The sequence below is a fragment of the Amycolatopsis sp. CA-128772 genome (assembly GCF_002904295.1).
Lineage (GTDB): Bacteria > Actinomycetota > Actinomycetes > Mycobacteriales > Pseudonocardiaceae > Amycolatopsis.
Genome location: NZ_PPHG01000092.1, coordinates 32,196 through 47,584 on the forward strand (window position 1 = coordinate 32,196; position 15,389 = coordinate 47,584).

At 70.7% G+C, this 15,389-nt stretch carries 16 protein-coding genes; 3 read left to right on the plus strand and 13 right to left on the minus strand.

Features of this window, described 5'->3' with window-relative positions:
- Nucleotides 1–171 precede the first annotated feature (171 nt).
- From C2L59_RS41485 to C2L59_RS41515, 7 genes are read right to left on the minus strand one after another with little or no spacing between them, the layout of a single operon-like run.
- Entirely contained in the window at nt 172–1,140 is a 969-nt protein-coding gene (locus C2L59_RS41485) for a lysylphosphatidylglycerol synthase transmembrane domain-containing protein (protein WP_103355064.1), read from the minus strand.
- A gap of 11 nt (nt 1,141–1,151) precedes the next feature.
- The gene (locus tag C2L59_RS41490; protein ID WP_103355065.1) at nt 1,152–2,393 is read right to left on the minus strand and encodes an acyl-CoA reductase; all 1,242 of its coding nucleotides are present in this window, start codon (nt 2,391–2,393) and stop codon (nt 1,152–1,154) included.
- Nucleotides 2,390–3,442 (minus strand): acyl-protein synthetase, encoded by a 1,053-nt coding sequence (locus C2L59_RS41495; protein WP_103355066.1) that lies wholly within the window; start codon nt 3,440–3,442, stop codon nt 2,390–2,392. The genes C2L59_RS41490 and C2L59_RS41495 overlap by 4 nt, the downstream gene beginning before the upstream one ends.
- On the minus strand, nt 3,439–4,833 hold the full coding sequence (locus tag C2L59_RS41500; RefSeq protein ID WP_103355067.1) for an AMP-binding protein: 1,395 nt from the start codon (nt 4,831–4,833) through the stop codon (nt 3,439–3,441). Before C2L59_RS41500 ends, C2L59_RS41495 begins: the two co-directional genes overlap by 4 nt.
- Nucleotides 4,830–5,558, minus strand: a complete 729-nt coding sequence (locus tag C2L59_RS41505) for an SDR family NAD(P)-dependent oxidoreductase (protein WP_103355068.1) — start codon at nt 5,556–5,558, stop codon at nt 4,830–4,832. Before C2L59_RS41505 ends, C2L59_RS41500 begins: the two co-directional genes overlap by 4 nt.
- The gene (locus C2L59_RS41510; protein ID WP_103355069.1) at nt 5,551–5,793 is read right to left on the minus strand and encodes an acyl carrier protein; all 243 of its coding nucleotides are present in this window, start codon (nt 5,791–5,793) and stop codon (nt 5,551–5,553) included. Before C2L59_RS41510 ends, C2L59_RS41505 begins: the two co-directional genes overlap by 8 nt.
- Nucleotides 5,794–5,804: 11 nt before the next feature.
- The gene (locus C2L59_RS41515; RefSeq protein ID WP_103355070.1) at nt 5,805–6,524 is read right to left on the minus strand and encodes a UDP-N-acetylglucosamine acyltransferase; all 720 of its coding nucleotides are present in this window, start codon (nt 6,522–6,524) and stop codon (nt 5,805–5,807) included.
- A gap of 149 nt (nt 6,525–6,673) precedes the next feature.
- On the opposite strand from C2L59_RS41515, the gene C2L59_RS41520 reads away from it, so the two are divergent.
- On the plus strand, nt 6,674–7,780 hold the full coding sequence (locus C2L59_RS41520) for a DegT/DnrJ/EryC1/StrS aminotransferase family protein (protein WP_103355071.1): 1,107 nt from the start codon (nt 6,674–6,676) through the stop codon (nt 7,778–7,780).
- Complete coding sequence (locus tag C2L59_RS41525) at nt 7,777–8,733, plus strand: Gfo/Idh/MocA family protein (RefSeq protein WP_103355072.1); 957 nt, start codon at nt 7,777–7,779, stop codon at nt 8,731–8,733. The genes C2L59_RS41520 and C2L59_RS41525 overlap by 4 nt, the downstream gene beginning before the upstream one ends.
- Nucleotides 8,734–9,117: 384 nt before the next feature.
- Here C2L59_RS41525 and C2L59_RS41530 read toward each other — a convergent pair whose 3' ends face one another.
- Genes C2L59_RS41530 through C2L59_RS41540 form a run of 3 tightly spaced genes read right to left on the minus strand, consistent with a single transcriptional unit; the run spans nt 9,118 to nt 11,775 of the window.
- On the minus strand, nt 9,118–10,506 hold the full coding sequence (locus C2L59_RS41530) for a M20/M25/M40 family metallo-hydrolase (protein ID WP_103355073.1): 1,389 nt from the start codon (nt 10,504–10,506) through the stop codon (nt 9,118–9,120).
- A gap of 40 nt (nt 10,507–10,546) precedes the next feature.
- Nucleotides 10,547–11,266, minus strand: a complete 720-nt coding sequence (locus C2L59_RS41535; RefSeq protein ID WP_103355074.1) for a hypothetical protein — start codon at nt 11,264–11,266, stop codon at nt 10,547–10,549.
- On the minus strand, nt 11,263–11,775 hold the full coding sequence (locus C2L59_RS41540) for a SigE family RNA polymerase sigma factor (protein ID WP_103355075.1): 513 nt from the start codon (nt 11,773–11,775) through the stop codon (nt 11,263–11,265). The genes C2L59_RS41535 and C2L59_RS41540 overlap by 4 nt, the downstream gene beginning before the upstream one ends.
- 138 nt (nt 11,776–11,913) lie before the next feature.
- On the opposite strand from C2L59_RS41540, the gene C2L59_RS41545 reads away from it, so the two are divergent.
- Nucleotides 11,914–12,510, plus strand: coding sequence for a hypothetical protein (locus C2L59_RS41545; RefSeq protein ID WP_146060509.1), 597 nt, complete (start codon nt 11,914–11,916; stop codon nt 12,508–12,510).
- Between the two features lie 99 nt (nt 12,511–12,609).
- On the opposite strand, the gene C2L59_RS41550 is transcribed toward C2L59_RS41545, so the two are convergent.
- Genes C2L59_RS41550 through C2L59_RS41560 form a run of 3 tightly spaced genes read right to left on the minus strand, consistent with a single transcriptional unit; the run spans nt 12,610 to nt 15,381 of the window.
- Entirely contained in the window at nt 12,610–13,236 is a 627-nt protein-coding gene (locus tag C2L59_RS41550) for a DapH/DapD/GlmU-related protein (protein ID WP_103355077.1), read from the minus strand.
- Nucleotides 13,223–14,419: a glycosyltransferase family 4 protein gene (locus tag C2L59_RS41555; RefSeq protein WP_103355131.1), complete on the minus strand. Its 1,197-nt coding sequence runs from the start codon at nt 14,417–14,419 to the stop codon at nt 13,223–13,225. Before C2L59_RS41555 ends, C2L59_RS41550 begins: the two co-directional genes overlap by 14 nt.
- Before the next feature lie 32 nt (nt 14,420–14,451).
- Nucleotides 14,452–15,381, minus strand: a complete 930-nt coding sequence (locus C2L59_RS41560; protein WP_103355078.1) for an NAD-dependent epimerase/dehydratase family protein — start codon at nt 15,379–15,381, stop codon at nt 14,452–14,454.
- Nucleotides 15,382–15,389: the final 8 nt, after the last annotated feature.

Genomic DNA, 15,389 nt, shown 5'->3' on the forward strand with positions numbered 1-15,389 from the left:
GCACCGAACCCACGCCAGGTTATCGATCAGCGGCAGCGGCGCGTTTCCCGCGGGCCGGTGACTTGCCCTGAACGGGGCAAGACCGCGGCGGCGGCGGGCCTGGTCAAGGCCGGACGCCCGCGGTTGTCCACATGTGCGTAAACCCTGTGGACAACCTGTGGGCAACCCCGGTCAGGATGCGGGGACCGCCGGGCGGGCCGAGCGGGCCGCCACCGCGGCGAGGCCCGCCGTGAGCAGGTCGGCCACCGTGAACATCACCCGGGAGGCCACCGCGAACGCCGTGGCCTGGCCGACCGTCAGGCCGCTCGCGGTCAGGACGGCCACCTGCGCGACCTCGCGGACGCCGACGCCGCTGGGGAGGATGAACGCGAACGTGCCCACCGTCATCGCCACCGCCATCGCGCCCACGCAGAGCACGAAGCCGCCGAGGCCCGGGGTGCCGACCGAGTTGGCCAGCAGCCACAGGTGGACGCCCTGCAGGCACCACGCCGCCGTCGACGCGGCGAACACCTTGCCGATCACCGCCCAGCCGAGCGGGTGCGCGAGCGGCGGCCGGCGGAGGATCCGCAGCACCAGGGACGTGCCCCAGGTCAGGATCTTCGGGTGCAGCATCGCCAGGCCGAGCGGGATGAGCACGAACAGCCACAGCGCGCGCGGGCTGTTGCTGAACACCGCGGGCGCCGCCAGCAGCGACACCACCAGCGCCGACACCACGCCCACGCCGAGCTGGATCAGGGAGCCGGTGAAGATCCGGGCGCGGGCCAGGCCCGCCTTGCGGCCCAGCTCCATCTGCAGCAGGTACGCCCAGACCGAGCCCGGCACGTACTTGCCGAGCGAGCCGACCAGGCAGATCTGCGCGCCCCGGGCGTAGCCGATCGGCTCGCCGAGGTCGTCGACCATCATCTGCCAGCCCCAGGTCGACACCAGGATGGCCGCGACCAGGGCGAGGAGGCTGAGCAGCGATGACTGCCAGGCGACGTCACGCAGGGTGTGCCAGAACTCGCCCCAGTTGGCCGCCAGCTGCTTCGCCGCGAAGCCGATGACCAGGGCGATCGCGACCCACCGGACGACGTCGAGGATCTTCGCGCGGGTGGACTTCGGCTGCTTGCCGGCCGCCGGCAGGTCCTCAACGGTCGTCATCGACGCTCTCCTCAGACCTGCACCGTGACCAGGCGGCTGAACTCGGAGAGCAGATCGTAGCCGTCCCACACCGCGGAGAAGGTCAGGGCGGAGCCGAACGGCACGATCCGGTCGACCCCGCGGCCAGCCAGCTCGTGCGCGAACGCCGTCAGCTCCTCGGCCGTGAAGCCGAACTGGCTGACCGTCTGGTCCTTCCGGAGGACGATCGGCACCAGGTCGGACAGCGAGGACACGCGCGCGTTGGCGAACGTGCCGGCGCCGAGCCACTCGCGTGGCAGCACCGCCGGGTCGGTCAGCTCCAGCGTCGCCAGGCCGTTGCCCTGGAACGCGATCTCCTTGACCAGCCCGTCGACCGCCGCGCCGTACGCCGAGACGCGCTTCTGGACCGCCATCGCGGGCTCGGTGACGTGCTGCTTGGTCTCCAGCACCGCCGCCAGCAGGGTGCGGAACTCGGTCCCCGCGGCCCGGGCGCCGGCTTCGTCGCCGACCCAGAACACCGCGCGCGGTGACGAGCAGGCGGCCTGGTCGAACCAGTACGAGTCGTTGTAGAAGCCCTCGGCGGCCGCGCGGCGCTCCGCTTCCGACGCCCGCTGCCAGCCCGCCACCGAGGCGACGGCGAAGGACGAGCGGTCCGGGAACGTCAGGTCACGCGCGTGCGGGGCGAGGGGGTACTTGCGCAGGGCCGCGACCGAGCCGTCGCCGCCCCAGATGACGCGCAGGTCGGCGGCCAGGGACAGGGCGCCGCTGACTTCGTCGCTGCGGTCGTAGGTGACCATCCGCTGGGTGGCCGTGATGGCCGCCGCCGTGTCGGAGTCTACATCGGACAGTGCCGCGTTCAGCGCTTCCAGCACCGCCTCCGCGGCCCCCGCCGAGCGCGACGAGACCCGCACGACGTTGTGGTTGCCCGCCAGCGCGGACAGCGCCCAGGAGTAGACGAAGATCGTGTCGACGTTCGCCGGCGGCACGTGGAACACCAGCCCGCGCGGGAACCGCAGGGCGGCGCCCGCAGTGTCCAAAGTGGACAGCGCCTTGGCGATTTCGCCCTTGCGCAGGAAGAAGCCGAGCGACGCCAGCTCCGGGAACCGGCGCGCGGTGGCCGGGGCCAGCAGCTTGCGGGCGAACTTCGTGACGAACTCGACGATCCGCGGGTCACCGACGCGCAGCCGGCCGCCCGGCGGTTCGGCGCGCAGCTGGTCCACCAGGACACCGGCGTCGATCGGGTCCGCCGCGGGAAAACGCTGGGTGAGGCTCATGCCGCCGCTCCCGAGAAGGTGTCCGAGCAGCCGCGGGCCTCGGCCTTGGGCAGCCGGCCCAGGACCGAGAAGTGCTTGCCGGGCCAGTCGCCGTCGTCGATGCCGTTGTACACACCCAGGTCTTCGGTCAGCAGCACGTGCCCCGGGTACGACCGCGGCAGCGTCGAGACGACCTCGATCACGCCCGGCTCCCCGACCGGCTGCTCGGCCCACGTCTCCGGGTTCCGGATCACGACGTCGGCGAAGTCCGGGCAGTACAGCGAATTCCCGGACGGCCCCTCGAGGAACACCGTGCCGATCTGCTCGATCATCCCGTAGTAGTTGTGGCTCCGGGTGAGCCCGGTGTCCTCTTTGAACCGCCGCCGGAACTCGGTGTTGTCGACCGCGCGGTCGATCAGCTTCTTCCAGCCACCGGAGTGGATCAGGATGCCGTTCGACAGGTCGAGCCCGTGGTCCCGCGCGACCTCGTACAGGTACAGCCACACCATGAACGTGAAGCCGAAGATCAGGAACGGCTTGTCGCCGTACTCGGCCAGGAACTTCTTGACCGCCTCGACGTCCGGCTGGTCGTTCTCGTCGAGCACGTACGTGTGCTTGCGGCCGAAGTTCGCCATGCCCAGCACACCGGCACCGCGCGCGGAGAACGACCGGCGGTTCTTGATGATGCCGATCGTGTCGACCATCAGCATCGGCAGCCGCTCGCCGCCGAGGACCTCCTGCAGCGTCGCGCCCAGCTGCTTGGTCTGCGCGCCCGCCGCCTCCTTGTCCAGGTAGATCCGCGACGCGCCGGCACCGGTGGTGCCCGACGACGTCAGCGTCTTGAAGACCTCGCTGTCCGGCACGGACTTGAGGTCGTGCGTCTTGAACATCCGCACCGGCAGCCAGGGCAGTTCCGCGATCGAGCCGAACCGCGCGTCCGAAGCGATTCCCAGCGAAGCCAGGATCCGGTCGTAGCCGTCGGAGTTCGCCCGGTGGTGGGCCGTCAGGCCGGCGAGTTCGGGCAGCAGCAAGGCTTCCCGGTCGGCCTGCGACCGGGTGAACACGCTCATACCTTCGCCTCCAATGACCGGTAGTCGATCTTGCCGCTGGCCAGCAGCGGCACGGTGTCGATCGGGCGGACGTCGAACCCGCTGACGTGCAGGTGCAGCCGCTCGGACAGCGCCCGCGACGCGTCCTTGCAGATGCCGGAGTCCGCCCCTTCGGCGAACAGCACGACCTTGTCGCCGGCGGGCACCGCGGCCACCACGTCGATCCCGACCGCGGCCGTGCGCACGGCCTGCTCGAGATCGTCGAGGCTGACACGGTTGCCGAACACCTTGCCGATGCGCTTGAGCCGGCCGGTGATGAACAGGTACCCCTCTTCGTCGAGGTACCCGAGGTCACCGGTGGCCAGCACGCCGCCGAATTCGTCGCCCTTGGCCAAGCCGGACTCGTCGTCCGCGTAGCCCATCATCACGTTGGGACCACGGTAGACGACCTCACCGACAATTTTCGGGTGCGTGGTCTCCGACCCGTCGTCCCGGCGGACCGCGAACTTCCCGCCCGGCAGCGCCGGCCCGGCGGAACCGAGCTTTTCGGCCAGCCGCTCGGCGGGCACGGTCGTCATCCGCGGCGCCGCCTCGGTCTGGCCGTACATGACGTACATCCGGCCGCCGACCGCGCGCATCTTGTCGTTGAACTCGGCGATCAGCTCGTCGCGCAGCTTCCCGCCGGCCTGCGTCAGCGTGCGCAGCGTCGGGTACTTCGCGGGGTCGAACTTGAGCCGCCGCAGCATCTCGTAGTGGTACGGAACGCCCGAAAGCGACGTGACGCCGTAGGTGGTCACCGCGTCCCAGAAGCCGCGGCCGAGCACGCCGGACGGCTCGATCACGATGGTCGCGTCCCGCACCAGGTGCGAGTTCAGCACCGACAAGCCGTAGCTGTAGTGCAGCGGCAGGCAGGTGGGCGCGACCTCGTCGGCGTCGATGTGCAGCACCTGCGCGATGGCGTCGGCGTTCGAGAGGATCGCCTGCCGCGAGAGCCGGACGAGCTTCGGGTTGCCGGTCGAGCCGCTGGTCGGCAGCAGGACGGCGAGGTCGGGGTGCGGGACGACCCCGTCGGCGCTCGAACGGATCCAGTCGTCGCCCCGGACGAAGTAGCCGTCGGGCGCGTCACCGGAGGCCGACAGCACGGCCGCCGGGCGGAACCGCGAGACCAGCCCGGCCAGCACGTCGGCGTCCAACGCCGGGTCGATCAGCGCGATCGCGCGCCCGGATTCGAACGCGCCCAAGTAGGTCAGCACGCTGTCCAGGTCGATCGACATGCGCGCGAAGACGACGCCGGTGGGCAGCGCGGCCATCGCCTCCATCGCGCGGCCGACCTCGGCCGACAGTTCCGCGCCCGCCAGCGTGCGGCCCCCGGCCACATCGACCAGCCGGGCTCCCGCACCCAACAGCGTCACAGCACCAAGCCTCCGTCGATCCCCAGCACCTGGCCGGTGATGAACGACGCGTCGTCGCTCACCAGGAACCGGATCGCGTTCGCCACTTCTTCGGGCCGGCCCAGGCGCCCGAGGGGCGTCTTGCCGGCGTTCTCCGCCTTCGCGTCCTCGCTGAGGCCCGCGGTGAGATCGGTCTCGATCACGCCCGGCGCGACCGCGTTGACGCGGATGCCCGACCGGCCGAGCTCCTTCGCCGCCGACCGCGCGATGTTCGCCACCGCGGCCTTCGAGGCCGCGTACACGGTCTGGCCGGCACTTCCGTGCTCGCCGACGATCGAGGCGAGCACCACGATCGAGCCGGTCTTCTTCCGCATCATCGCCCGGGCCGCGGCCTGGACGGTGTGCAGCGTGCCGGCGACGTTCGTGCTCAGCGTCGTGTCGACGAGCTCTTCCTTGATCATGCCGAGGAGCGCGTCCTCCATGATCCCGGCGTTCGCGACCACGATGTCCAGCTTGCCGTGCTCCTTGGCGACCCCCCTGACCAGGGAGGACACCGCTTTCGCGTCGGTGACGTCGAGGGCGAGCCCGGAGGCGCCGACGGAGGCGGCGGCCTCCTTGGCGCGAGCCTCGTCGCGGCCGGTGAGCACCACCGTCGCCCCCGCCTCGGCGAGGGCACGGGCGGTGGCCAGGCCGATCCCCCGCGTCCCGCCGGTGACGAGCGCGACCCGACCGGAAAGATCAGTCATTCTTCGACTGGAGCTCGGTGACCATGTCCACGGCAACCTTGAAGCTCGACATGTCGATGACCTGGTCGGTGTCGAACTCGACGTCGAACTCGTCCTCGATGGCCGCGACCAGCGCCATGTGGCCGACCGAGTCCCACGCCTCGATGTCGCGGTACTTCAGGTTCTCGACGTCCACACCGCCGTCGAGGTCCAGCGCCTCGACGAAGACCTCGCGCAGCTTGGGGGCGACAGACATGTGCGTGACTCCTAGTGCTCTTCGCGCGGGCGGGCGTCCCACGCCTTTACCAAGGTAGAGAGGTCGCCGGGCAGCGTGACGTCCGGGAGACCTTCCTTGCCCTTCAGCCACGGCCCGAGGGCCTCGATCGTCTCCTCGTCGAGGCCGCGGCGGGACAGGCCCACCACGTTGACGCCGGTGACGCGGGCCGGGTTGCCGACGGCGATGGTGAACGCGCCGATCTCGCGCCGGACCGCCGAGCCCATCCCGATCATCGCGCCGGGGCCGATCACGACCTTCTGGTGCAGGATCGCGCCCATGCCGAGGTTCGCGCCGTCCCAGATGTGGCAGTGGCCACCGGTGACGGCGTTCGAGGCGATCGTCACGCCGTCGCCGACCAGGCAGTCGTGCGCGATGTGGGAGTTGCGGAGGTAGTAGCCGTCGCTGCCGACGGTCGTTGTCCGCCAGGTCCCTTGGTGGACACTCACGTACTCGCGGATCCGGTTGCGGCTGCCGATGACGACGCCGTGTCCGTCGTGATCCGGGTCACCGGTGGGCGCGTCCTCCCACGCCGCCGGGTGCGGACGGCCGCGGTCCTCGCCGGGCGTGCCGATCGTCACGTGCGGGCCGATCCAGTTGCCGTCGCCGATCCGGGCCGGCCCGGCGATCACCGCGAACGGCCCGATGACGTTGTCCTCGCCGAGCTCGACGCCTGCACCGATGACGGCGGTCGGGTGGATGCGGTTGGCCACGGGTGGTCGTCCGTTCGTCGGCGGCTGGGTACTGGGCGTGCTACCGCGCCCGGTAACGTGTGGCCCGCGTTGCTGCAGGGCGGCCGGGCGCAGAACCGGCGGCTCACTGTACCGGACGCACCGAAATCGCCTGCCGAGAGAGACTGCCCATGATCCCCATCACTGTGGTCGACGTCCGCGACGCGGAGGACCTCGTCGTCGAGGTGCTGCGCTCCGGCGCCATCGCACAGGGACCGATGGTCAAGCGCTTCGAAGACGCCTTCGCGGCGGTCTCCGGGACCAAGCACGCGATCGCGGTCAACAACGGGACCACCGCGCTGGTCGCCGCGCTGCAGGTGCTGGACCTGAAGCCGGGCGACGAGGTCATCACCTCGCCGTTCACCTTCGTCGCGACGCTGAACGCGATCCTCGAGGCCGGCGCGACCGTCCGGTTCGCCGACATCCGGCGCGACGACTTCGCGATCGACCCCGACGCCGTGGCCAAGGCCGTGACGGACCGCACCAAGGTGCTCATGCCGGTGCACCTCTACGGCCAGACCGCCGACATGGGCAAGCTCGCGCCACTGGCCGCCGAGCGCGGCCTGCAGGTGATCGAGGACTCGGCGCAGGCCGTCGGCGCGTCGTTCGAGGGCAAGCAGGCCGGTTCGTTCGGCATCGGCTGCTTCTCGCTGTACGCGACGAAGAACATCACCACCGCCGAGGGCGGCGTCATCACCACGGACGACGACGCGCTGGCCGACAAGCTGCGCGTGCTGCGCAACCAGGGCATGCGCGCCCGCTACCAGTACGAGGTCGCCGGCCACAACTACCGGATGACCGACCTGCACGCCGCGGTCGGCATCCCGCAGCTGGAAAAGCTCGACCAGCTGACCGCCGCCCGCCAGGCGAACGCGAAGCGCCTGTCGGAGGGCCTCGCCGGCACGCCGGGGCTGGACGTCCCGCAGGTGCTGCCGGGCCGCGAGCACGTCTGGCACCAGTACACCGTGCTGGTCGGGCCGCACGCGTTCCTCTCGCGCGACGAACTCGCCGCGGCATTGACCGAGCGTGGCATCGGCAACGGCATCTACTACCCCAAGATCGTCTTCGACTACGACTGCTACGCGGGTCACGACCTGATCCCGGGCGCGCGCGTCGAGGACTTCCCGGTGGCCCGCGCCGTCTCGGAGCAGGCGCTTTCGCTGCCGGTGCACCCGCACCTGACCGAGTCCGACCTGGACACCATCATCGAAACCGTTCGCGAGGTACTGGGCGCATGACGCATCGGATCGCTCTTGTCGGTACCGGGAACATGGGTTCCCTCCACGCCCGCGTGCTCGCCGGCAACGAGCGCGTCGACCTGGTCCGCGTGATCGATCCGCGCGAAGAAGCGGGCAAGGCCGTCGCCGAGCGGTACGAAACGCAGTGGACGCCGGAGATCGGCGAACTGTCCGATGTGGACGCCGTCGTGCTCGCGTCGGCCACCGAGGTGCACTACGACCTGGCGCAGGAGATCTTCCGCCAGGGCAAGCCGATGCTGGTCGAGAAGCCGGTCTGCAACAGCTTCGAGAAGTCGCAGGAAATCGTTTCGCTGTCGGCGAAGAACGACATCCCGCTGATGTGCGGGCTGCTGGAGCGCTACAACCCCGCGGTGATGACCGCGCGGGCGCTGGTCCAGGAGCCGATCCACCTGATGGCCCGCCGCCACGGCCCGTACGCGCCGCGGATCAAGACCGGCGTCGCCTGGGACCTGCTGGTGCACGACGTCGACCTGGCGATCCAGTTCTTCGGCGGCGCGACGCCGTCACGCGTGACGTCCGGCGCGGGGTACTTCCACCCGTCGTCGGTCGAGGGCGCCGAGGACACCATCGAGACGGTCCTGTCGTTCCCGACCGGCCTGGCCACGGTGTCGGCCTCGCGGCTGGGGCAGCGGAAGGTCCGGTCGCTGATGGTGTCCGAGCTCGACCGGCTGATCGAGATCGACCTGCTGCGCCGCGACGTCACGATCTACCGGCACGTCTCGCACGATTCCGTCACCCCGGACGGCCTCGGCTACCGGCAGCAGACGGTCATCGAGATCCCGGAGCTGATCACCGCCCGCGAGCCGCTGGCCACCCAGCTGGACCGGTTCTGCGACCTCCTCGAAGGCAAGATCGACGCCGACACCGAGCGCGACCTGATCCTGCCGTCGCACCACGTCGTCGAGCAGGTCCTGACGCAGGCCGCGGCCTAGCTCACCGGCGCCGGGAACGCGGCCGGGCTCCGACGCGCGAGCCCTGGTCGAAGGATCATCTACCGGTATTGGTGCGGCCTGGCGTGGCGGGATGCGCCGGCGGCGTTCGGTCCGTGGCAACCGATCTGGCCCCGGCATCGCCGCACGGCCACGCCGGCATCTGGGACACCGTGCTGCAGCGCTTGCTCACCGACGCGGCCGGCCTGGTCGATTGCCGGTGTCGGTCGACTCCACGATCGCGCGGGCACAACAGCACGCCGGCACCATCACCCGCGTCACAGGGGGCTGGGTCGAACTACACGGATCTGCTCACCGAGCCGCCTGACCACGCCGTCGGCCGCTCCCGCGGCGGATGGAGCACCAAGGTGCATTGCCAGACATGCCCTAGCTCACCGGCGCCGGGAACGCGGCCGGGCTCCGGCGGCCGCCAGGACCCACCGCGCGGACGCCGAAGAAGACGTTGTCCTTGGACAGGTCGATCTTCGCCGTCAGCGCTGGGCCGACGTCGATCGCGTGCGTCCAGTCCGGTGCGGTCGTTTCGCGCCAGACGACCTCGTAGCTCGCCGCGCCCGGCGTCGCGGTCCACAGCAGTTCGGAGTCGTTCGTCAGCGCCGCCGTGCGGATCTTCACGCCCTTCGGCGTGCCCGGTGCGGTTGCTAGCGACCACAACGCGGCGCCGTTCACCCGGGCGACCCGGGCGATGAACGGGAAGTCGCAGAACTCCGGCAGGTCGCCGTACTGGACGCCGTTCTCGACGCGGACGTCCTGGTGCTGGTGGGCGAAGTCCTCGTTCGGCTCGGTGAACCGCGCCGCCGGGTAGCCCTGCTCCAGGAAGCCGATGTGGTCGCCGCCGCGCAGGTAGCGGTCGCGGCGGTAGATCACCCGGACCGCCATGCCGGTGGCGTCGTTCTCCGCCACCGACTTGACGAACCTCGCCAGCTGCCGCGGCGGGGAGTCGTTCTCGCCGCCGATGCTGCGGCGCAGGTTCGCCTCGGCCGGCGTTTCCGCCGTCGGAACGCCTTCGGCGAACAGCCGGATCGTGAACGGGTCGCGCGTGCCGTCGTCGGCCCGGCTCGAGCCGACGATGTCGTCGGTGAACATCGCCTGGACGTCGGTGCCGGCCGCCTTGAACTGCTGCGCCATGAACCGCGAGCCGTACAGCCCCTGCTCCTCGCCGGCGACGGCCGCGAAGACGATGGTGGCGGCCGGCTGCCGGGTCGAGAGCACCCGCGCGAGTTCCAGGGCGACCGCGACGCCCGAAGCGTCGTCGTCCGCGCCCGGCGCGTCACCGGTGAAGTCCATGACGTCGGAGCGGCGCGAGTCGTAGTGGCCCGAAACGACGTACACGCGGCCGGGATCGGTGGAGCCGTGCAGCGTCGCGACGACGTTGGTGATCGTCGTCGGCACCGGGATCCGGTCGGCGGGCGGCTGGACGTACGACTGCAGCGCCACGCTCAGCCGGCCGCCGGACGCCGCGGCGATCCGCTGGAACTGCGCGAAGAGCCAGTCACGCGCGGCGCCGATGCCGCGGGCCGGGTCGTCCTGGGCGGACAGCGTGTGCCGGGTGCCGAAGGCAGCCAGCCGCCGGACGGTCGCTTCGATCCGCCGTTCGTCGACCTGGCGGAGCAGGGCCCGCAGCTCTTGGTCCGGCCGCTGCGGGCGGACGGGGCCGCCGGGCCCGCGGTCGCCGAGTCCGGCGGCACCGGCCGGGGCGGCGGCGGCCACCAGGCCGAGGGCGGCCGAGGCGGTGAGGAACGCTCGTCGAGAGGTCACGGTGGGGTTCTTACGCCCCGCTCGCCGCGGCCGGTACCGCCTACTTGGTGAGCCGCTTGCCGTTGGCGTCGTAGGCGATCAACGGCGTCAGCACGGCGGCGTCCGGTACCTCGGCGGGGTCGAACCAGAAGATGACGACGGTCGGGTCCGCGGTCCAGGTCGCCAGGCGCGCTTCGACGGTCTTGCCGTGCACGGTCGTCGTGATCCGCGCCGCCGGGCCGGCGAAGTAGCCGAAGACCGGGATGAGCTGCTCGTGGACGACCTCGCCGCCGTCGGTGGCGTGGAAGCCGAACGAGACGTCGGAACCGCGGGTCTCGTTCGTCGCCAGCAGCGCCTGCAGCGAGTCCCCGGTCCGGAACCCGGCCACCAGGCCGAACCGGACCTTGGGCAGCTGCGGAACGTCGAGGGCCCGCGCGAAGAAGACGATCTCGCCGGCGGGGGTCCGGATCCCGGTGCCCACGACGGCCCCGAGCGGCTGCTCTTCGGGCGGCCGGCTGGTCGTCGGCGGCGGCGCCGGCGTCACCGACACGGGCGCGGGCGGCTGCGCGACCGGCGCGGGCGGCGGCTGCCGCAGCTGGACGGCGAACACGATGACGAGCACGACGGCGGCCGCGGCGGCGATCCCGGCGGTGCCGGTCAGCACGCGGCGGCGACGCCGGAGGCGCGTGCCGTCGCGCATGATCCGGGCCAGGTCCGGTTCGGCGAAGGGCTGGTCGGGCGGCTGCCGGAGGGCCGCGCGGAAGTCGCCGAGGTCGTTCACCGCCCGCTCCCCCCGATCAGCGTGTCTTCGGGATCGGCCGCCTCGACCCGCAGCTTGGCCAGCGCCCGCGAGTTCGTGCTCTTCACGGTACCCAGCGAAACGCCGAGCTCACGGGCCACCTCGGCTTCCGGCAGGTCGAAGAAGTGGCGCAGCACGACGACAGCGCGTTCGCGGGCGGTGAGCGTCTTGAGGACGGCGGTCAGCCAGGCGCGCTGGGTGACGGTCCGGTCGACGTCGAGGCGGTCCGGCCGCTCGGGCACGACCTCGGTGGCGTACTCCCGGAACGGCCGCCGCCAGCCGTCGATGACGTGGTTGACCAGGACGGTCCGGGCGTAGCCGTAGGCGTCCTTGTGCCGGACCCGCGACCAGGCGGCGTAGGTGCGGGTGAAGGCGGTCTGGGCGGCGTCCTCCGCCTGGTGGCGGTCGCCGGTGAGCAGGAAGGCGGCCTGCGTGAGCCGCGCCGACGACGCACGGACGAACTCCGCGAATTCCTCGTCGCCACGCGCCACGCGTCACCTCACTTCGTCCTCATCCAGCGACGGCCGGCACGCCGAAAGGTTGCTTTCCGATCTCCGTGGCGCACGCCGGCCGAAAACGTTGCGTAACCGCAATCCCGCGTTCCGTTACCGAGCGCTAGATTGTCATGCGTGCGCTCCATGGGGGAAATCTTCGCCGCCGCATGCCTGCTGACCTGCGTCACAGCGTGTTCGGGCGGTTCCACGACGGCGGCGCCGGCGACCACGTCGGCGCCGCCGTCATCCACTTCGGCTTCACCGAAGCCGACGCCGACCCCGACTCCGACTACGCCGAAGTTCGCGCCGGTGGTGTCCCCGGCCAAGGTGACGGCGGCCTGCCCGTTCCTGGGCGGCTCGGAGGTCCGCGAACTCACCGGCCGGCCGGGTGAGAGCGGCGAGGGCAAGGAAGGCGAGTCCGAGGCGGTGAACCCGGGCACGGCCTACCACTGCGGCTACGGGCTGAACGGCGAGCTGGTGGTGGTCGCGATCCCGGGCACCCAGAGCCCGTCGGCGACGATCGGCCGGCTCAACAAGGACTGCAAGGAGTCGGCGAAACCGATCCCGGGCGCCGGCGAGTACGCGAGCCACTGCAAGTTCCCGGACGGCGAAGAGATGGTCGCGATCGGGAAGCGGGGGCACGGCCAGAGCCGGTTCGCGCAGTTCTACACGCCGACCAACCGGGAGGACGTGTACGTCTCGGTGGCGAAGCTGCTCGGCGACCGGCTCTAGGGCCGCTGCGCGCCGGGTGGTGGCTCCGGCGAACTCGAGTCCGGCGATCCCGGAGAACTTGCCGAAGCCCTCGTAGTCCTGGTCGATGAGCGCCGGGGCTCACTCCGAGAAGTCACCCGAAGGCGCGCCCCAGCCGGAAGCCTCGCCGCCGCGGTTCTCCGCGATCGCCCTCCGGCGCGCGTTCTCCGTCCGGACCCGCTCCGCCTCCGCCTGGATGTACTCCTCGTCGTACCGCTGGAACACCCGGGCCGGGTTGCCCGCCACCAGTGTCCTGGGCGGGACGTCCTTCGCCACCACCGAGTTCGGCTGGACCGTGGCGAAGTCGCCGATCGTCACGCCGGCCATGATCACCACCAGGCCGCCGATGAAGCAGCCCTTGCCGATCTTGACCGGCTTGCGCTCGATCAGGTCGCTGCCCGAATGGTTCTGCAGCGTCATGTTCGCGAGCCAGCTCGAGTGCGTGAAGATCAGCGTGTTCAACCCGATGCTGGTGTGCTCGCCGATCTCCAGGCCGCCGCTCGCGTCCAGGGCCGCTCCTTCGCCCACCCAGCAGTGGTCGCCCATCCTCAGGTTTTCCGGGCTGATGATCTTCACGCGTTCGCGCACGCGGCACGTCGACGGCAAGCCGTAAAAAGCAGCTCGCTCGGCGTCGTTCATGTACTGCGAGACGAGCTCGGTCAGGATCTGCGGACGCAGCCGGTGGCTGCGCTCGTCATCGAAGAACATCGGCTTCCGACACCAGCTTCTCAAAAGTACGGAGGTGCTCCTCCGCGACGACGTCGAGGCCGAAGTTCGACCGCACCAGCTCGCTCTCGCGCTGGGCGATCAGCGCCCGCCGCGACGGGTCGTCGAGCAGCTCGATCACCGTGCGGGCCACGGCTTCCGCGTCGTCCGGGCGCACCAGCAGCACGTTCTCGCCGTTGCGCAGCTCGATGCCGGGGTAGTTGTCCTCGGTGACCGACGCGATCGTCGCCGTGCCGGAGAGCATCGCCTCCAGGGACGCCGTTCCGCAGCCGCCGTTGAGGTCGTGCGTGACGATGTCCGCCGCCGCGAAGTACGCCGGGACGTCCTCCTTCGGCACCGCGCCCGTCACGATCAGCGCGTCCGACACCCCCAGTTCCGCCGCCCGCTTCAGGAACGCGTCGTGGTACACGCGGCCGACGACGACCACCCGGACCCCGGGGTGCTTGTCCAAAATGGACGGCAGGGCCTCGATCAGCGGCAGCCGGTTGCGCAGCGGGATGACGTGGCCGAGGGACACGATCAGCGGGGCGTCGCCGATTTCGTGCTCCGCGCGGACGTCCTTCGTCACCGGCTTCGCGAAGTGACCGGTGTCGACGGCGATCGGGAAGTACTCCGAATTCGCGTCGCTGGTGCCGTAACGGTCGACGCAGTAGTCGACGCCCAGCTTGTCCAAAATGACGTACTTCGGCTTGAGGTACGCCAGGATCGGCCGCACGAGCACCGCGTCGAGCAGCCGGAACACGCCGCCGTACAGCTTGTTGTCGCTGATCAGCAGGGTGTGGATGGTCAGCAGCGCCGGCACGCCGTGGCGCCGAGCCCAGATGCCGGCCAGCCACGACAGGTCGAAGAACTGGCCGTGCAGGTGGATCGCGTCCGGCTTGAACTCGTCGAGCAGCTTCCACAGCCGCCGCCAGTTGCCCGGCCGCAGCGACGCGAAGCTCATGTCGAAGTCGATCGACAGGCCGATCTGCGGCATCTTCACCGCGGGGAGGCGCACGACGCGGTAGCCGTCGCGCTCCTCCTCCGCCGGGGCCTGCTCGTACGCCGCCGTGACCGCGAGAACCTCGTGCCCGGCCGCGGCGAACTGCGCCGCCAGCGAGGCCGCCATGTGCGCGCTGCCGCCCACCCGCGGCGGGAAGAAGTTGTTCACCACCGCGATGCGCATCGCACGCCCCGAGGCCGGCCCCGCCGACGCACTCACTCCGTTTCCTTGACCAGATCCCGCATGCCGTCCTCGACGGTGATCCGCGGCTCCCAGCCCAGCACGTCACGCGCCCGGCTGATGTCGGCCGCGCGCCGCGAAACCAGCACGTCACGCTCGTTGAACAGCGGCTCGACGTCGACGCCGACCGCCTCGATGAGGATCTTGGCCAGCGCCGCGATCGACGTGTCGATGCCGGTGCCGATGTTGATCGGCACGTTCGCCTTCTCCGACTCCAGCGCCGCGACGACGGCGTGCGCCAGGTCGGTGACGTGCACGAAGTCCATCGACTGGTCGCCGCGGCCGTCGATGATCGGCGGCTGGCCGGCGCGCAGGCGCTGGATGAAGTGGTTGATCACCGAGGTGTAGTACGCCTCGATCTTCTGGCCCGGGCCGTACACGTTGAAGAACCGCAACGCGTTCCAGGACAGGCCCTTCTGCCGCTCGTAGAAGCCGAGCAGGTCCTCGCCGGCGCGCTTCGAGATGCAGTACGGCGTCAGCGGGCGCAGCTCGTCGTCCTCGTGCATCGGCAGCCGCTTCGGGTCGCCGTAGACCGACGCCGTCGAGGCGAACACCAGCCGCTCGACGCCCTCGTCGGCGGCCGCGGCGAACACGTTGTGGTTGCCGATCATGTTGATGTCGATCGACTCGTGCGGGTCGGCGATCGACTTGTTGATCGACACCGTCGCGAAGTGGATGACGTGCGTGCAGCCGCGCATCGCCTCGCGCACCGCGCCGCCGTACCGGACGTCCTTCTCGACCAGCTCGACCTTGCCGGTCGCCACGAACTCGTTGACGCGCGCGCGGTCGCCGCGGGTCATGTTGTCGAAGATCCGGACCGTGTAGCCGCCCTCGATGAGGAGCGGGATCACGTGCGCGGCGATGAACCCGCCACCCCCGGTGAAGAGCACCTTCTTGTCGGACACCAATTTCT

Coding starts and splice junctions, on each gene's coding strand:
- C2L59_RS41485 (WP_103355064.1), bottom strand. CDS start 1,140: ATGACGACCGTTGAGGACCTGCCGGCGGCCGGCAAGCAGCCGAAGTCC.
- C2L59_RS41490 (WP_103355065.1), bottom strand. CDS start 2,393: ATGAGCCTCACCCAGCGTTTTCCCGCGGCGGACCCGATCGACGCCGGT.
- C2L59_RS41495 (WP_103355066.1), bottom strand. CDS start 3,442: ATGAGCGTGTTCACCCGGTCGCAGGCCGACCGGGAAGCCTTGCTGCTG.
- C2L59_RS41505 (WP_103355068.1), bottom strand. CDS start 5,558: ATGACTGATCTTTCCGGTCGGGTCGCGCTCGTCACCGGCGGGACGCGG.
- C2L59_RS41510 (WP_103355069.1), bottom strand. CDS start 5,793: ATGTCTGTCGCCCCCAAGCTGCGCGAGGTCTTCGTCGAGGCGCTGGAC.
- C2L59_RS41520 (WP_103355071.1), top strand. CDS start 6,674: ATGATCCCCATCACTGTGGTCGACGTCCGCGACGCGGAGGACCTCGTC.
- C2L59_RS41525 (WP_103355072.1), top strand. CDS start 7,777: ATGACGCATCGGATCGCTCTTGTCGGTACCGGGAACATGGGTTCCCTC.
- C2L59_RS41550 (WP_103355077.1), bottom strand. CDS start 13,236: ATGTTCTTCGATGACGAGCGCAGCCACCGGCTGCGTCCGCAGATCCTG.
- C2L59_RS41555 (WP_103355131.1), bottom strand. CDS start 14,419: ATGCGCATCGCGGTGGTGAACAACTTCTTCCCGCCGCGGGTGGGCGGC.